Annotated in this window: 14 protein-coding genes; 9 read left to right on the top strand and 5 right to left on the bottom strand. The window is 60.2% G+C overall.

Annotated features, from left to right (window positions below):
- Nucleotides 1-228: 228 nt before the first annotated feature.
- A complete protein-coding gene (locus LGH70_RS08980; RefSeq protein ID WP_226184899.1) occupies nt 229-1,455 on the top strand; it encodes an MFS transporter in 1,227 nt (408 codons plus the stop codon).
- Here LGH70_RS08980 and LGH70_RS08975 read toward each other — a convergent pair.
- Nucleotides 1,440-2,093, bottom strand: coding sequence for a hypothetical protein (locus tag LGH70_RS08975; RefSeq protein WP_226184898.1), 654 nt, complete (start codon nt 2,091-2,093; stop codon nt 1,440-1,442). The genes LGH70_RS08980 and LGH70_RS08975 overlap by 16 nt on opposite strands.
- A gap of 134 nt (nt 2,094-2,227) precedes the next feature.
- On the opposite strand from LGH70_RS08975, the gene LGH70_RS08970 reads away from it, so the two are divergent.
- From LGH70_RS08970 to LGH70_RS08935, 8 genes are all read left to right on the top strand, one after another.
- On the top strand, nt 2,228-2,818 hold the full coding sequence (locus LGH70_RS08970) for a hypothetical protein (protein WP_226184897.1): 591 nt from the start codon (nt 2,228-2,230) through the stop codon (nt 2,816-2,818).
- A gap of 96 nt (nt 2,819-2,914) precedes the next feature.
- Complete coding sequence (locus tag LGH70_RS08965; RefSeq protein WP_226184896.1) at nt 2,915-3,931, top strand: MBL fold metallo-hydrolase; 1,017 nt, start codon at nt 2,915-2,917, stop codon at nt 3,929-3,931.
- Between the two features lie 276 nt (nt 3,932-4,207).
- Nucleotides 4,208-5,686, top strand: coding sequence for a sodium:solute symporter (locus LGH70_RS08960; protein WP_226184895.1), 1,479 nt, complete (start codon nt 4,208-4,210; stop codon nt 5,684-5,686).
- 113 nt (nt 5,687-5,799) lie between these two features.
- On the top strand, nt 5,800-6,276 hold the full coding sequence (locus tag LGH70_RS08955) for an energy transducer TonB (RefSeq protein ID WP_226184894.1): 477 nt from the start codon (nt 5,800-5,802) through the stop codon (nt 6,274-6,276).
- Between the two features lie 116 nt (nt 6,277-6,392).
- Nucleotides 6,393-8,228 (top strand): ABC transporter ATP-binding protein, encoded by a 1,836-nt coding sequence (locus LGH70_RS08950; RefSeq protein WP_226184893.1) that lies wholly within the window; start codon nt 6,393-6,395, stop codon nt 8,226-8,228.
- A gap of 164 nt (nt 8,229-8,392) precedes the next feature.
- Nucleotides 8,393-8,938: a hypothetical protein gene (locus tag LGH70_RS08945; RefSeq protein WP_226184892.1), complete on the top strand. Its 546-nt coding sequence runs from the start codon at nt 8,393-8,395 to the stop codon at nt 8,936-8,938.
- Between the two features lie 14 nt (nt 8,939-8,952).
- Nucleotides 8,953-9,486, top strand: coding sequence for a hypothetical protein (locus LGH70_RS08940; protein ID WP_226184891.1), 534 nt, complete (start codon nt 8,953-8,955; stop codon nt 9,484-9,486).
- Nucleotides 9,487-9,623: 137 nt separating this feature from the next.
- A complete protein-coding gene (locus tag LGH70_RS08935; RefSeq protein WP_226184890.1) occupies nt 9,624-10,493 on the top strand; it encodes a DUF2911 domain-containing protein in 870 nt (289 codons plus the stop codon).
- Nucleotides 10,494-10,646: 153 nt separating this feature from the next.
- Here the strand turns inward: LGH70_RS08935 and LGH70_RS08930 are convergent, their stop codons facing one another.
- The 4 genes from LGH70_RS08930 to LGH70_RS08920 all read right to left on the bottom strand — a co-directional run bounded on the left by LGH70_RS08930 (nt 10,647) and on the right by LGH70_RS08920 (nt 16,262).
- Nucleotides 10,647-12,356, bottom strand: a complete 1,710-nt coding sequence (locus LGH70_RS08930; protein ID WP_226184889.1) for a sodium:solute symporter family protein — start codon at nt 12,354-12,356, stop codon at nt 10,647-10,649.
- Nucleotides 12,353-12,484: a hypothetical protein gene (locus tag LGH70_RS23580; RefSeq protein WP_262905288.1), complete on the bottom strand. Its 132-nt coding sequence runs from the start codon at nt 12,482-12,484 to the stop codon at nt 12,353-12,355. Before LGH70_RS23580 ends, LGH70_RS08930 begins: the two co-directional genes overlap by 4 nt.
- Nucleotides 12,485-12,663: 179 nt before the next feature.
- A complete protein-coding gene (locus LGH70_RS08925; protein WP_226184888.1) occupies nt 12,664-13,344 on the bottom strand; it encodes a phosphatase PAP2 family protein in 681 nt (226 codons plus the stop codon).
- A 344-nt stretch (nt 13,345-13,688) separates the two neighbouring features.
- The gene (locus LGH70_RS08920) at nt 13,689-16,262 is read right to left on the bottom strand and encodes a PIG-L family deacetylase (RefSeq protein ID WP_226184887.1); all 2,574 of its coding nucleotides are present in this window, start codon (nt 16,260-16,262) and stop codon (nt 13,689-13,691) included.
- Nucleotides 16,263-16,403: the final 141 nt, after the last annotated feature.

Raw genomic sequence — 16,403 nt, 5'->3', positions numbered from 1 at the left:
GACGCCGGCAAATGGCGTCCCTTCTTTTTAAGGTATTGGGTTCACGCCATTCTATACAACAAGCTGTGAATAAAAACGAAAAAAGGCCGTCCTGCTGAGCTTGTCGAAGCATATCTACCGCAACAGTAAAATTAAATTGTTTTGGCAGTAGAGATACTTCGACAAGCTCAGCAGGACCGTTCTGGAGTTTTCAGCTACCGGCATCGATTAGCCACATTACGTTCCTTTATGCCCAAAGACTCCCGGCTGCTGCTGATTTACGCCATTATCCTGCTGGACGTCATCGTGGGAGCGGCCATTGGGCCCATCATGCCGGAGTTTGTGCGCGGGCTGCCCCAGCCGCAGCTGTGGCTGTCGGTGGGCACGGCGCTGTTTCTGGGCGTGCAGCTGTTTTCGGCCCCGGTGCTAGGCAAGCTCTCCGACGGCTTCGGGCGGCGGCCGATTCTGATTGTGGCGGCCCTGGGCACGCTGCTGGCCAACTGCCTGCTGCTGCCGGTGCGGGCCGGGCTCTATTTCACCAACCGCGTGAGCGACGGCCTGACCAACGGTATGTATGCCACCATCCGCTCGGCCATTACCGACATTTCCAACAAGGACGACTTGTTCAAAAACCTGGGCATCGAAGGCGCCATCATTTCCCTGGGCTTTGTGCTGGGTCCTATGGCCTCGGGGCTGCTGCTCACCACGCTGGCCGTGCCGCCGGGCCAGCAGGCGGGCTACGTGGTGGGCCTGGCCGTAGCCCTGGCTGCCCTGAACGTGCTGCTGAGCCTGGCCATGCGCGAAACCCACACCCAGCGCAACGGGGTGCGCGGGACCGAGCTGCGGGCCGAGCTGAGTCGCTCCGTAAACGTGCTGACCATCTGGAGCCGCCTGCAGGCCAAGGATACCCCGGCCCGCGGGCTGCGCACCATTGTGCTCATGCAGGTAGCCCTGACGATGAGCACCGGCTACTATTTCTACTTCGTGCCTTTCGCCAGCCTGGGGCCGCTGCAGATGGATGCCCGGGCGCTGTCGTACTTTTTCATGTTTTTCGGCAGCCTCAGCATTGCCATCAACTACATCTTCTACACCTACTTTGCCGACCGCATCAACCAGCGCAAAGCTATTTTCTGGCTGGCCCTGGTTAGCGTGCCGGTGCTGGCAGCCTACGGCGTTGTGGGCACGTCGCGGCTCTGGCTTTACATCATCATCACCCTCGACTGCCTGACTTTGTCGCTGATTCAGGGCTTGTTGGAGGGGCTGCTGGCCCAGCGCACCACCGACGAAGACCGAGGCGAGATTTTCGGGTTGAACCAGGCGGTGCAGGGCCTGGCCAGCTTTGCCACCATTTTGGTGTGCGGTGGCTTATCGGTGGTGCGGCTGGAGCTGCCTTTTGCCTGGTTTGCGGCCTGCATGGCCGCCGTAGCCTGGCAGGCCTGGCGCAGCTTCAAGCTCCTGGCTCAGCCGGCCGAATAAATCCGGAAGCAGATCAGCCCGAGCACCATCAGGGCGCCGAGCACCATGATGCGCAGGCCGTGGGCCCGGTCGCCGGGGGTGAAAGCGTGGACCTTGCGGCCGTCGGGCAGGGTTTTGCGGTGGGTATGCAGGTGCCATCCGATAAAAAAGGCAAACAGGCCGCCCAGCACCGCCGTGAGGTAACCCCAGGCAATCCAGGCTTTCTGGGAAGGCTCGGGTTGGGCCAGGTCGGCGTTGCGCTGCTGGCGCAGCAGGCGGGCCGCCTCCGGGCTTATCGTCTTGCCCCGGTCCTGCAGAATCTGGCGGGCCAGGGTCACGTCGAAGCTGTTCCACTCGTCGGGCCGGAGCAGCACGTCCATCAGCTCCTCATCGGTGAAGGCGAATAGATAATGGTCGGGGGCCACCTGGCTGGTCAGCTCCTGATTCTGGGCTTCCTCCAGGGCCCGGGCCGTTTCGAAGTCCTCCGGATGCAACTTCACCACAAAATAGGTGCTCGTGGCATTGTTGGCGAAGCTGGCGTCGAACCGGGGCTTGTCGAACTCCGTTTCAAAGGCTACCTCGTGCCGGCGCAGCAGTTCGAGCAGCGGCGCGGCAACTTCGGGGTTGGGAAACTGTTGGTAGGAAACGAAGTCGGCCATACTGCAACTGTGAATACGGCCTGCTAGATAAGGCTAAATTCACGGTTGGGCCGCGGGCGGGCATTCTTTTTCCTGCGGCTGCGTTTCGTATCTTGGTGAACCAAATTATCCGTTACCCCTCCTTTCTGCTGGCTATGCTTCGTTCTACTCTTGCTCTCACGCTGCTGCTGGGCGTATCGGCCGGTCCGGCCCTGGCCCAAACCACGACGCTGCCCACCGCGCCCGTGCCCACCGAGGCGGCGCCCAAGCTGGGCCTTGCGGGTCCGCGCGCGTCGTATAGCATGAGTGCGGGCTTTGTAACGGCGGGCCGGTTTGGCTCGGCGTCTTACCTCACGCCCCTGGCTTCCTACCAGTTGACGAAGCGGTTTTCGGTGTTTGCGGGCCTCACTTACATGCGCGTCATGCCCGGCATTGGCGCCGTCACGCCGGAGGGGGCGCGCACCATCGGACTGGCCGGCCTGAACCGCTACATCGTGCAGGGCGGCGGCGCCTACTCCCTCTCGCCGCGCGTGACGCTGGTGGGCTCGGCCTGGAAAGACCTCACGCCGGCTACCTTTGGCAGCGGCGTCAATCCGTACGCGGGCTTCAACAACCTGGGCTCGGGCGTGAACATGCGCGCCGACTTCAAGATAACCGAGCACATGACCATTTCAGGCGGCGTGCGGGTTTCCAACGGCGCCGCGCCGGGCTACTCGCCCTATTCCATCGGTCCGTTCGGGTACTAACCCCGTCGTTTTACCGGCAGTATATCCAGGCCCCGGGAAGTTTCCGGGGCTTTGCTGTTTCTTTGGCTTTCACGTTTTCTTCCGACTTCCGCCCGCATGGCTGCCCGCATCACCTACGCCCGCAATGAAAAGCTCCGCACCGTTAAGCCCGGCTACCCTGGCAACAAGCTGTTCGGCAGCCAGTTTGCCAACGGCGAGGAGCTCTACACGCCGCAGTTCAGCAATGTGTTCCGCTGGAAAGTGCTGACCGAAAACCCGCAGAAGGAGGAAAAGAAGGCCGATACTTGGGTGCCGGAAGTGGTAAGCTGCTCGGAGTTTCTGCAAAGCCAAGCCGATGGGCTCGTGTGGCTGGGCCACGCTACTTTTGTGCTGCGCTCGGGCGGCACTACCCTGCTCTTCGACCCGCTGCTGTTCGACTCCACGTTTCTGAAGCGCCGCCACCCCCTGCCCTGCCGCCCCGAGGAGCTCACCGGCATCGACTACCTGCTGCTCAGCCACGGCCACCGCGACCATCTGGACGAAGCCTCCATCAAGCTCGTGGCCCGCCAGAACCCCCAGGTGCAGGTGCTGGCTCCGTTGCGCATGGCACCGCTGCTGCGCGGTATGGCTTCTTCCCTGCCGGTGCAGGAAGCCGGCTGGTGGCAGCAATTCGACCTGGGCGCCGATGCCGCACTGGAAATCTACTACCTGCCGGCCGCCCACTGGCACCGCCGCGGCCTGAACGATTTGAACAAAGTACTCTGGGGCAGCTTCCTGATTCGGGCCCAGGGCAAGCTCATCTACTTCGCCGCCGACAGCGCCTACGCCGACCATTTCGGGGACATCGAGCAGCAGTTTGGCCCCGTTGATATCTGCCTGGTGGGCATCGGGGCCTACAAGCCGGCCTTTATGATGCAGCTCAGCCACACCAACCCCCACGAGGCGGCCAAGGCGGCCAACGTGCTGCGCGCCGGCCACATCGTACCCATGCACCACGGCACCTTCGATTTGAGCGACGAGCCGGCCTCCGAGCCCATCCGCACCCTGCAGGAGGTGGCCACGGGCGGCATGCTGCGCGGCGAGCTGCACGTGCCTAAAGTCGGGGAAGTGCTGCCCTGGCCGGAGTGGGAATAGCAGTTTGCTATAATTAATAAGGCCCGCTTAGTTAAACTAAGCGGGCTTTTTGCTGCGATGCCCGGATAATTCTTTATATAGTACCAAAATCTACCTGCTGCCCTGCAGCTACCTTCCCGCCGAAAAGATTAGACCTTCTGGCCATCTACGCTCTGCCTTTCCCTGAGCCGGCTGGCCGACTCCCGTATAAGTTAAGTACCATAATCAGGCGGCAGCACCAACTTTTCCGACCAGTCCCGCGGCGGGCCGTATCTTTACCGGCCCATTCCGCTTCGTATGTCCCCTACCCTGATTCTGAGCCTGATTGCGGGCTACTTCACGATTCTCATCATCATTGCCCTGCTCACCTCGCGCAAGGCTACCAGCGACAGTTTCTTCGTGGCCAACCGCAACGTGCCCTGGTACATGGTGGCCTTTGCCATGATTGGCACCTCACTTTCCGGCGTCTCCTTCATATCGGTGCCGGGCATGGTGCACGCCCAGGCCTGGAGCTACATGGCCGTGGTCATGGGCTATCTGGTCGGCTACCTTGTCATTGGCACGGTGCTGCTGCCGCTCTATTACAAGCTCAATCTGGTGTCTATCTACACCTATCTGGAGCAACGCTTCGGGTTTTGGAGCTACAAGACCGGGGCCGGACTTTTCCTCATTTCCCGCGCCATCGGGGCCGCCCTGCGCCTCTACGTGGTGGCGGGCGTGCTGCAGGTGGCCGTATTCGACGATCTGGGCGTGCCCTTCGCCGTGACGGTGGCCGTGAGCATTCTACTGATTTACCTCTACACCTTCCGCGGCGGCCTGAAAACGATTCTTTGGACCGACACCTTCCAGACCCTGGCCATGCTGACTTCGGTGGGCATTTCGGTGTACCTGATTTCGGATGAGCTGAACCTGGGCTTCCAGCAGGTGATTACCACGGTGCGCGAGTCGGATATGTCGCGCATCTTTTTCTGGGAATGGACCGACTCGCGCAAGTTCTGGACCCAGTTCGTGTCGGGCATGTTCATTACCATCGTCATGACCGGCCTCGACCAGGATTTGATGCAGAAAAACCTGAGCTGCCGCTCCCTGGGCGACGCCCAGAAAAACATGTTCTGGTTTGCCCTGATTCTGGTGCCGGTCAACATGCTGTTCCTGTCGCTGGGCGTGCTGCTCTACCAGTACGCGGCCGCCAAGGGTATCACGCTGCCGGTGAATGCGGCCGGCAAAATCATCGGCGACGACGTATTTCCGCTCTTGGCTACCGAGCACTTTTCCATCTTCGCGGGCGTCGTGTTCATCCTGGGCATCATTGCCGTCACCTACTCCTCGGCCGACTCAGCCCTGACGGCCCTAACCACCTCCTTCTGCGTCGACTTCCTGACCATCAGCAAGTACCCCGAGGCACGGCAGCGCGTACTGCGGCAGCGCACCCACCTGATGTTCACCTTCGTGCTGGTTGTCATCATTCTGATTTTCCGGATGCTGAATGACCAGAGCCTGATTTCGGCCGTGTTCAAGGCCGCCGGCTATACTTACGGGCCGCTGCTGGGCCTCTTCAGCTTCGGCATCTTCACCCGGCGCCTTCTCCACGACAAGTACGTGCCCTGGATGTGCGCCTGGCCGCCGGTGTTCTGCTACGTGCTCAACGCCAACTCCAAGGCGTGGCTGGGCGGCTACGAGTTCGGCTTCGAGATTCTGCTCGTCAATGGCCTGCTCACCTTCCTGGGGTTGCTGGCCATTTCGCGCCAGCCCGTGGCCGAATTGAACCCTGCTTAACCCAGGTTGTTTAGGCAGAAGCTGTTGGCTTGGGCTTTCCGTGCGTACCTTTGCGCGGTCGGGGCCCGAGCTACCGCACGGGTTCGTGCGGGGCTTTTATTCGCGTAGCTTCCATGAAACACCTATTCTTCTCTTTGCTGCTAGTTGTGTCGGCCCTGTCGGCCCGGGCCCAGCAGCCGGCTCCGGCCAAGCCGCCCGTGGTGCTCAAGCCCGGCCGCATGCAGGCCCAGGCCAAGCCCGCCGCCAACCGGCCCGATGTGCCCCCGCAGTTTGTGGGCGGGGCCCAGGCCCTGAGCGCGTTTTTTCAGCAGAACGTAAAGTATCCGGAGGCCGCGCGCGTCACTAACATTACGGGCACGGTGCTCACCAGCTTTACCATCGACACGGATGGCCGCGTGGCCAACCCCAGCGTGACCAAAAGCCTGAGCCCCGAGTGCGACGCCGAAGCCCTGCGCGTGCTAAGCCAGATGCCCGCCTGGAAGCCGGCCACCCGCAAGGGCCAGCCGGTAGCCATTCAGGTGCAGCTGCCCGTACCTTTCGGGGATGCCAGTTCGCTCAAAGTCGAGCAGGGCAAAACAAAATTTGAATAACCGCTATTGATGTCTGGTGCGGAGTGCTAACCCACTCAGGAACAGAACCCATCCGAACTATACGAGGCGCTGCCTCCCGATCCGAACCAAGCGCACCCCGCACCTAAGTACCCAGAATGGCCAGAAGTGGAATGAATACCAGCGGCACGACCCTTGACCCGGACGTGCCCAAGAAGAAATTAACCAAGGAAAGCTTCCGGCACGGCCTGCGGATTTTTCGCTACGTGCTGCCCTACCGCACCAAGTTCATCATCGGTCTGGTCCTGCTCACGCTGTCCAGCGCTACTACCATGGGCTTCCCCTGGGTGATTGGCAAGCTCACGGATGCTGCCAACGGTAAGCCTTTTGTGCTGCCCAACGGCCTTACGCTCAGCATCACCCAGATTGCCATCGGCCTGTTTGCCGTTATCCTGCTGCAGGGCACGTTCTCGTTTGGCCGCATCTGGTTTTTCACCCAGGTCAGTGAGTTCACCGTGCGCGACATCCGCCAGTCGCTCTACCAGAAGTTCGTGACGCTGCCCATTCCGTATTTCGAAAAGCACCGGGTAGGGGCCATTACCTCGCGCATCACCTCCGACGTGGGCATGATTCAGGACTCGTTTTCCCTGACCCTAGCCGAGCTGTTTCGCCAGGTCACGACCCTGATTGTGGGCATCATCTTCATCATGATGGTGTCGGTGAAGCTGTCCATGTTTATGCTGCTCACCTTCCCGCCCATCGTGGTGGTAGCCATGGTATTTGGCCGCAAAATTCGGGTGCTGGCCAAGGCTACCCAGGAAGAGCTGGCCAAAACCAACGTCATTGTGGAGGAAACCCTGCAGGGCATCAACACGGTAAAGGCCTTTACCAACGAGCTGTTCGAAACCAACCGCTACGGCACTTCGCTGAACCGCACCCTGCAGTCGGCTTTGCGCAGCAACCTCTACCGCGGCGGCTTCGTGTCGTTTGTTATCATCGGCTTGTTTGGCGGCATCATCTTGGTGCTGTGGCGGGCTGCTTCCCTGGTAGCCGCCGGCCAGATGACTATCGGCGACCTGACTTCCTTTGCCCTCTACACCATCTTTATCGGCGCCTCCGTGGGCGGCCTGGGCGAATTGTACGGCAAGGTGCAAAGCACGCTGGGTGCTTCCGAGCGGATTCTGGAGATTCTCGATGAGCCTTCCGAGCCCACGCACCGGCCCCGCGTAGCCGGCACGGCGCCCCTGCAGGTGCGCGGCGACATCGACTACCGCAACGTGGCCTTCAGCTACCCCACCCGCCCCGATCTGCCGGTACTCAAGAACATTGACTTCGACATTCAGGCCGGCGAGAAGATTGCGCTGGTGGGCCCCAGCGGCGCGGGCAAAAGCACCATCGTGCAGCTGCTGATGCAGTTTTATGAGCTGAGCGGCGGCAAAATCCTGGTTGATGGCCGCGACCTGCAGCAGTACGACCTCACCGAGCTGCGCCAGCACATCGGCATCGTGCCCCAGGAAACCCTGCTGTTTGGCGGCTCCATCCGGGAGAATATTGCCTACGGTAAAATTGGCGCCACCGAAGCCGAAATAACGGCGGCGGCGCGCCAGGCCAACGCCTGGCAGTTCATTTCTACCTTCCCCGAAGGCCTCGACACGCTGGTGGGTGAGCGGGGCGTGAAGCTTTCGGGCGGGCAGCGCCAGCGCATTGCCATTGCCCGGGCCATCCTGAAAAACCCCGCCATCCTGATTCTGGACGAAGCCACCTCCGCCCTCGATTCGGAAAGCGAAAAGCTGGTGCAAAGCGCCATGGACGAGCTGATGCAGAACCGCACCAGCATCATCATTGCCCACCGCCTGAGCACCATCCGCAAAGTCGACAAGATTCTGGTTATCGACGGGGGCCGCATCGTGGAGCAGGGCACCCACGACGAGCTCAGCAACAACGAAAACGGCATGTATGCCAACCTGCTCAAGCTGCAGTTTGAGCTGAGCTAGACTACGGGCTTCAGACGGATTTTTCGGATTGGCCGGATGACATACCTGACAAAAGGGCGAAGCAGTGCTTCGTCCTTTTTTGTTACTTAGAATCCGCAACGTAAGCTGCGCCTGCGCGGCCCGACCTGTCTGCTATTCTCTATCCTATCGACCTGCGCTTGTCCGTGCTAACTTCCGTTGTCCCGCCCATTGAAGTGGCCCCTTCCACCGTTTCCTTTGCTGATTATCAGGCTATTCACCAGGAGCAGCAGCGGCGGCGCTACCCCGCGCAGCCAGCCCCCAAGCCCGAAACAGCTGATCCGTGGAAAGTGAAAGCCCAGCGCTGGGCCTACGTGTTAGCGGCGGGAGCTTTTACCATCTACTGGACGCGGTCGGTTTCGTGGCTGGGCTGGGCGTTGCTGATTACGATTTTCATGCTGCTGGGCTTGCTGCACCAGTGGTGGGAATACCGGCAGGCTTACCGGCAAGGCCCGGATAAGCAGCTGCCCACCAGCTTTGTTGCGGACACGCACGGAATCCACATCACGCAGAACGGCCGACGCTTTTACCGCTGGAACGAGTTCTACAGCATCCAAGCCGTGCAGCACTGGCTGCTGCTCTACACCTCCGTAGAACACTGCTACTACCTCGATCTGAATCAGATAGAGCCGCCAGCCACTGCCGCTGATTTACTGGCGTTGCTCCCGCGGCCGGTTACGGCCCCGCAATAAGCATCTTTACGGCCATGCACAGTATTACTTTACTGCCGGTTTCCTTATCCAAAGCCGACTACGTAGCTATTAATCACCGGATGTGGAACCAGCGCCTGGGCACCCGCCGCAGCAACTGGCTACTCGTCGGGGCCCTCGCCTTGCTGACCATTGGCACAGTGTATACCCTGGTCCGGAACTCTGGGCAGCTAACCTCCTGGACCAATCCCGCGCTGCTGCTCGTAGGCATTGTCTTTCTGGTTGGGCGCGCTCAGTTTGTGCGCTGGCTGATGCGGCGGGGCTACGAAAAAAGCCGCGCTCAGCTCAGCCGTAGCATTGTGTATACGCTGCGACCCAATGAGCTGCGGGGACAAAGTGAGCTGGTGCAGTTTTCCGTGCAATGGTCGGCCATAAAAAAGGCAGCCTGGGTAAAGCCGCACTGGCTGCTGCTCTACCCCTCGGAAGCCGCCTGCTACTACCTCGATCTGCGCTGTTTGCCAGCCGCCGCTACTGCCGCCGATATTGAGCAGATTCTGGCGGCCCAGCAGATTCCGCAGCAGCAGGTGTAGCCGAAGCCAAACGGATGAGCAGCCGGGGCCAATATTTTTAGTAACCCTGGCGTAACAGCACCCTTGGTGTAGCAGATTTCCCTATTTTTACCGGGTCCAATCTCCACAATTCCTTTTGTATGCTCTCTACTTCCCTTTTGAAGTCTTCTTCCCGCACCCTGGGTGCTACGCTGCTCGTAGGTGGCCTGCTGCTGAGCGGCGCGGCCAAGGCGCAAATTAGCACGCCCGCTGCCAGCCCCAAAAGCACTGTAACCCAGCGCGTGGGTCTCACCGACGTCACCATCACCTACTCGCGCCCCAGCGCCAAGGGCCGCGCCGTGTTCGGTACGCTCGTGCCATTCGGCAAACGCTGGCGCACGGGTGCCAACCAAACCACGACCATCAAATTCTCGGATGACGTGACCCTGGAAGGCAAAAAGTTACCGGCCGGCGAGTACGGTATCTACACCATTCCGAACAAGACCGAGTGGCTGGTGGTCCTGAACAAAAACACCAAGCAGGGCGCCGACGTGGACGGCTTCAAGGACGACCAGGATGTGGTGCGCGTTTCGGCCAAAACCTACAAGCTGGGTGCAAAAGCCGAAACCTTCACCATCGGTTTCTCGGACCTCACCCCGGCCACGGCCAACGTGGACATGATGTGGGAGCTGACCGGTGCCAAGTTCAAGATCAGCACCGACGTGGACCCCAAGGTAATGGCCCAGATTGATGAGAAAGTCATCAAGAACGCCAACGCCTCGGCCAACGACATGGCCGCCGCCGCCGTGTACTACTACGACAACAATAAGGACATGAAGCAGGCCCTGACCTGGATTCAGAAAGTCAACGAGAAGGAGCCTAAGTTCTGGAACGTGCACACCGAGGCTAAAATCAAGATGAAGCTGAAGGACTACAAAGGCGCCGCGGCCTCGGCCGAACAGTCGCGCAAGCTGGCCCTCGACGCCAAGAACGCCGACTACGTAAAAATGAACGAAGACCTGATGGCCGAAGCCAAGAAAGGCAAGTAATCGGGTTTCCGGTTAAGTAAAAGGCCCCGCACAACGCTGTTGTGCGGGGCCTTTTTGCGTTCTACCTCCCTGTCGTTGCGAGCGAAGCGCGGCAATGACACGAGTTCTGCATTAGCACATTCCCCCACATTCCAACACATTAGCATATTAACCTTACGCCGCTTGGGCTATGGCTTTGGCAGGCTCGGGGCGGAGCTTCTGGCTGAGCATGCTAATAAGCATGACCAGGGCGCAGCCGATGATATTGTACCAGAGGTAGGCAATGTCGGTGGTGAAGAACAGCAGGAAAATGAGCAGTTGCGTAACGATGGCGGCGCGGAATACGGCGCGGCTACCGATGCCTTTCATGAAAAAGGCTACCACGAAAATACCCAGAATGGTCCCGTAAAAGATGGAGCCCAGGATGTTGACGGCCTGAATAAGGTTTTCGAGGCGGGCGGCAAACAAGGCAAAGCCGATGCCTAGCACGCCCCAGCCAATGGTGGCCCAGCGCGAGGCCCGCACGCAGTGCATCTCGTCGAGGTGGGGGCGCGAGGGCTTGTAGAGGTCGATGATTGTGGTGCTGGCCAGGGCATTGAGGCCGGCCGCGGCCGAGCTCATGGCGGCGCTGAGCACCACGGCAATGAGCAGGCCCACCAGGCCGTGGGGCAGGTAGCGCAGCACGAAGCTGAGGAAGATATAGTCCGTGTCCTTAGCTTCGGCGGTGGGCACGGCCTGCTTTAGGAAGGCCTTGGTTTCGGTGCGCAGGCCGCTGGTAGCGGCTTCCGTGGTTTGCAAGTAGCTCTGGGCCGCCGCAATCTGCACGGCATTCTCGCCTTGCAGGGCCGTAACGAGTTGGGTGGTCGCCTCGCGCTTGGCCCTGAACAGCAGCGTCTGCCGTTGCTCCAGCTCCTTCAGCTGCGGCGCGAACTGCGGGTTACGGACAATTTGCTCGCGCACCGGAATATTGAAGGTGAGCGGGGGCTGATTGAACTGGTAGAACACGAACAGCAGCACCCCGATCAGCAGAATACCGAACTGCATGGGCACCTTCACCAAGCCGTTGAAGAGCAGGCCCAGGCGGCTTTCCGTCACGCTTTGCCCCGACAGATAGCGCTGCACCTGGCTTTGGTCGGTGCCGAAGTACGAGAGGGCCAGGAAGAGGCCGCCGGTCATGCCGGTCCAGAAGTTGTAGCGGTCCTTGGGGTCGAAGTGAAAGTCGATGAGGTTCATCTTGCCGTGGAAGCCCGCCACCTGCACGGCCTCAGTGAAGCCTACGTTGGCGGGCAGGTAGTGCACCAGCAGATAGCCCGAAATGACCATACCGGTGAAAATAACGGCCACCTGCCACTGCTGGGTAACGGCCACGGCGCGGGTGCCCCCGGCCACGGTATAGCTAATCATCAGCCCGCCAATCAGCCAGACGGTGAGGCTGACGTTCCAGCCCAGAATGGCCGACAGCACCAGGGCCGGCGCGTAGAGCGAGAGGCCGTTGCTCAGGCCGCGCTGCACCAGAAACAGCACCGAGGCCAGCGTGCGGGTGCGCCGGTCGAAGCGGGTTTCGAGGTATTCGTAGGCCGTGAATACCTGCAGGCGCTGGTAGATGGGCACGGCCACAGCGGCAATGAGGACCATGGCCAGCGGCAGCCCGAAGTAGAACTGGATAAAGCGCATCCCGTCGTCGTAGGCCTGGCCCGGGGTGCTCAGAAAGGTAATGGCCGAGGCCTGGGTAGCCACAATGCTCAGCCCAATGCCCCACCAGTTGGCCTGGCGGCCCCCGAGCAGGTAGGCGTCGAGGGTGCGGCTGCCGCGGGTGCGCCAGGTGCCGTAGCCAACGATGAACAGGAGCGTGCCACCCAGCACCAGCCAGTCGAGCAGGCTCATGCGAAAAGGCGGGTCAGGATCAGGAATAGGACCAGCTCGGCGGCCAGGGCAGCCATTACCAGGGCATACCAGGCCCGCCAGGAGGCCAGCAGCGGTGGTTTATCGGTTTCGGGAGCAGAAGCGGGCAAGGGGCAGGACGTTAGAAAGCAGATTGGGGCAGCAAGATAGCGGGCAACGGCTGGATGACCGCAGGAATAGGCTGGCGCTGAGCAGGAAGAACCGGGTGGGCAGCAGCGGCGGCTCCCCGTTTCACTCCGTTATCCAGCAGCAGCTCATACTCTCAGTCTGGTTGCGGAGTGAAGAGACACTACTTGGTAGCCAACGCTGCTTGCGAGCCGGCAATAGCAGGCAACTGGACCAGCTGACCGGCCAGAAACGTAAAGAGCACCACCAGCCAGACCGAAAACAGCACGTCGGAGAGGTAGTGCATATCGAGCACGAGGCGGCCAATACCGATCAGCACGGGCACTAGCAGCAGGGGCCGTAAGCGCGGGAAAGCCAGCACCAACGGCACAAACAGGCTGAAGAACGTAGCAGTATGGGTGCTGGGAAAAGACCCCGTGTGGGGGTGGTGAGGATAGTTGAAGCCTAAATCGGGGTAGCCAGGGCTGAATAAGGCGGCGGGGCGCAGGCGGCTTAGCACGCCTTTGAGCACGTTGGACGTGGCTACGCTGGCCAAGTGAACTAGCAGCAGTACGAGAAATAACCTAGCCTGGGGCAGCTTCAGCAGCCACCGGCCCACAACGTACATGATGCCGAATCCCAGAAACAGGGCCGGAACCTTGAACAGGCGTGCCCGAAGCGTGGCTTCATGGATAATTTCAGCGGCTCCGGTGAAGCTGCCGAAAAAGGGCTTCAGGGCCGCGCAGTGCTGGTGGATGAAGCGGGCCAAGGGCTGGTCGAAAAAGACGATGAGTAGCAGGCAGGTGGGCAGCAGCAGGGCGGTAAGCCACAGAAACTGGCGCGGAGTGAGTAGCGCGTGGGGCATAGGCAGAAGGGCGGGTGGGGCAGCGAAGCTACGCTATTGTGTCCTGCAACCGTGAGCAGCGCACGGTTCGTTCAGTTTTTTGGGGATAAAAGCCTTTAGGTAGGTAGCATGAGGATAAGTGAAGATGTGTCATTGCGAGGCACGATATTCCTCACATCCAGCGGCGGCAGTCCATGCCCTGAAACGTGCTGAGCTTCCTTCTGTGAAAAGCCCTTTCCTGCTCGTGCGGGAAAGGGCTTTTTGGTAAAAGGTCAGGTAGTACTGCGCAGAGGACGGATTGCTTCGCAGGCTCGCAATGACACGAGTTCTGCATTACCCACATTCCTCACATCAGCACATTAGCATTACTTGCCCAACGACACCATGTTGGTCAGCAGCCGGTAGGCGCCGGGGACGCCGGCGGGCAGCTCACGGAAGAACGAGAGGCCGGTATAGATGTAGTGGCCTTTGCCGTAGTCAGCCACGAGGATGGCGCCTTCCTTGGCCGTTTCGCCGGGGTCGTGGCTGCTGATGACGGTTTGATACTTAGGGTCCCAGCTGCTGGGGTAGTAGAGGCCCTGCTCCTGCTGCCAGCCCTCGAAGTCCCGGGCGGTGATTTTGTTGGGCATGTTCAGCAGCGGCTGCTTGGGGTTGAGGAACGTCACGGCGGCGTTTTCCACCGTCACCCGGTCAGAGCTCAGCTTCAGCGGGTACGGGCCGATTTCGGGCAGCACGGTGCCGCGGTTCACCACGTACTGCACCACCACGTTGCCGCCGTTTTCGACGTATTTCAGCAGGTTGGGCTGCAGGTTGCGCAGCTGGCTCACGGTATTGTAGGCCCGCACGCCCAGCACCACGGCGTCGAAGCGGCGCAGGTAGTCGGCGTTGATATCCTCGGGCTTGAGCAGGGTCACGTTGTAGCCGATCTGGCGCAGGGCGTCGGGCACGTCGTCGCCGGCGCCCATGAGGTAGCCGATTTCCTGGCCCTTGCGCTTGAGGTCCAGCTTAACGAGCGGGGCCACGGCTTCAGGAAAGAGGGTTTGGGTGGGGATGTGGTTGTACTGGATGGCCTGGTAGCCGCGGGAGTACTGCTTGCCGTCCACGGTAGCTACGGCTTTTACTTCGGATTTGCCTTCGGCGGCGCCGGGGCCAGGCTGCACCTGGAAGAAGACGGTTTGCTCGGCGTCTTTGGCAGTCAGGTCGAAGCTGGCGGTGGCGGGCTGGGCTTTCCAGCCGGCGGGCAGCGTCAGGGCCAGGGAGCCTTTGACGCCGGCGCGGCCGGTGCGCAGGGTCACGGGAATGGTTTTGGGAGTATTATCGGCAAAGACGTAGGCCCGTCCGCCGATGTTGACGGCCACGGGCGGCACCACGGTGAGCGGGCGGTACTTCTCCCCTTCCACCGGGTCGGTGCTTTTGTATTGAACGGGGACGGTGAAAGATATACTTTCACCATAAACTTCAAATTGAAAATCGACCGTTGCAACAGCCTCGTTTTCAGGCTTCCCTATTTTATCTTGCTGCTGTACTGAGTACATACCTGTTGTACTTACATCAGTAAGCCAATAAGGTTGTGAAGCTAAAGCGTTTGTAAATTCTCCTCCTACTTCCAATGTCCCATTAAGCTTTTCATTAGGCTTCATACTAATATTTAGATCCTCACTATCGATAAGTGCAGGCTTACCCATTGGCTGTACATATGGAGCGACATAAGCTCCTCGCCGATTCAGCTTTAGAGGCACATTTGAGCGCTCAACTACCTCGTAGGAGACTGAATATTTAGGATTGTAGCCGTTCCTAGATGCTGGCACTAGCGCAACTGCTGAAAACGAAGGTTCAACAGCAACAGCTTCGATATACAAGCCCAGACAAGCTTTTATTAGATTCTCAACAGTAGCTACTCTTTCACCCCCCCAGAATTTATCATTTGGCAAACTATTCAAAGCTCCCCGCACCTTCAGCAACCCCGCCACACTCGCGCTCGGATTCCCCGCGTCATACTTGCGAATCACCTCGTCAATCATTTTCCCAATAGCCGCGCCGCCGGGCACCCGGTTCCAGCTTTGGTCGATGCCTTCGAAGGGGTCTTTGCTGGCTTTGTCACCTTTCACCTGCTGCAAGTATTCCAGGGCCTCGCCGCGGGTGGCCGCCGAGCCGAAGCCCTGGCTTTTGTGCTGAGAGCGGCTGCGGGCGGCAATTTCGCCGTAGCTCTGGCCCAGCAGCGGGTTGTAGCCGCCGGCGTCGAGCCGGAGGTAGCCGTCCATGTTTTCGCCGGGCTTCACGAAGAAGGAGCCGGTGTTCCAGAACAGGCGCTTGGGCTGCCACACCTGCACGTACTTCAGCTGCTCGGGGAAGCGCTTGGGGTCGCCGGCGGCGTCGAAGGCTTCGGCGGCCAGGATGGCGGAGGCGGTGTGGTGGCCGTGGCCGGCGCGGGCATCGGGCGGGAAGCGGGTGATGAGCACGTCGGGCCGGCGCTGCCGAATCACCCAGACCATGTCGGATAGCACCTGCTCCTTATCCCAGATGGTGAAGGTTTCCTCGGCGGTTTTGCTGAAGCCGAAGTCGTTGGCGCGGGTAAAGAACTGCCGGCCGCCGTCGATGCGGCGGGCCGCCAGCAGCTCCTGGGTGCGGATAACGCCGAGCTGCTCGCGCAATTCGGGGCCGATGAGGTTCTGGCCCCCGTCGCCGCGGGTGCAGCTCAGGTAGCCGGTTTCCAGCAGGCGGCCGTTGGCCATATAGGCAATCAGGCGGGTGTTTTCGTCGTCGGGGTGGGCGGCCACGTACAGGACCGAGCCCAGGACGTTGAGCTTTTTCAGCCCCAGCAGGATTTCCGAGGAAGTATAGGTTTTGGGGGCCTGGGCCTGGGCAGAGCCAATTAGTAATGAGTAATTCGTAATCAATAATGCCAACAAGGCGGCGGCGCGGAAGCGGATCAGACGCATGAGCAGGAACACGTGAAAGAAGAGACGGTAAAGGTAAGCGGGTTTTGACGTTGGGGGAATTTTGGCGGAAGCGTTGTTTACTCAGCTGTCATCCTGAGCCCAGCGCAGGACCTTATTAGGATAGAAACGATTAACATAACA

The organism is Hymenobacter nitidus, from assembly GCF_020447315.1.
GTDB lineage: Bacteria > Bacteroidota > Bacteroidia > Cytophagales > Hymenobacteraceae > Hymenobacter > Hymenobacter nitidus.
The sequence above is the reverse complement of the archived record's forward strand: the minus strand, read 5'-3'. Positions and strand labels throughout refer to the sequence as shown.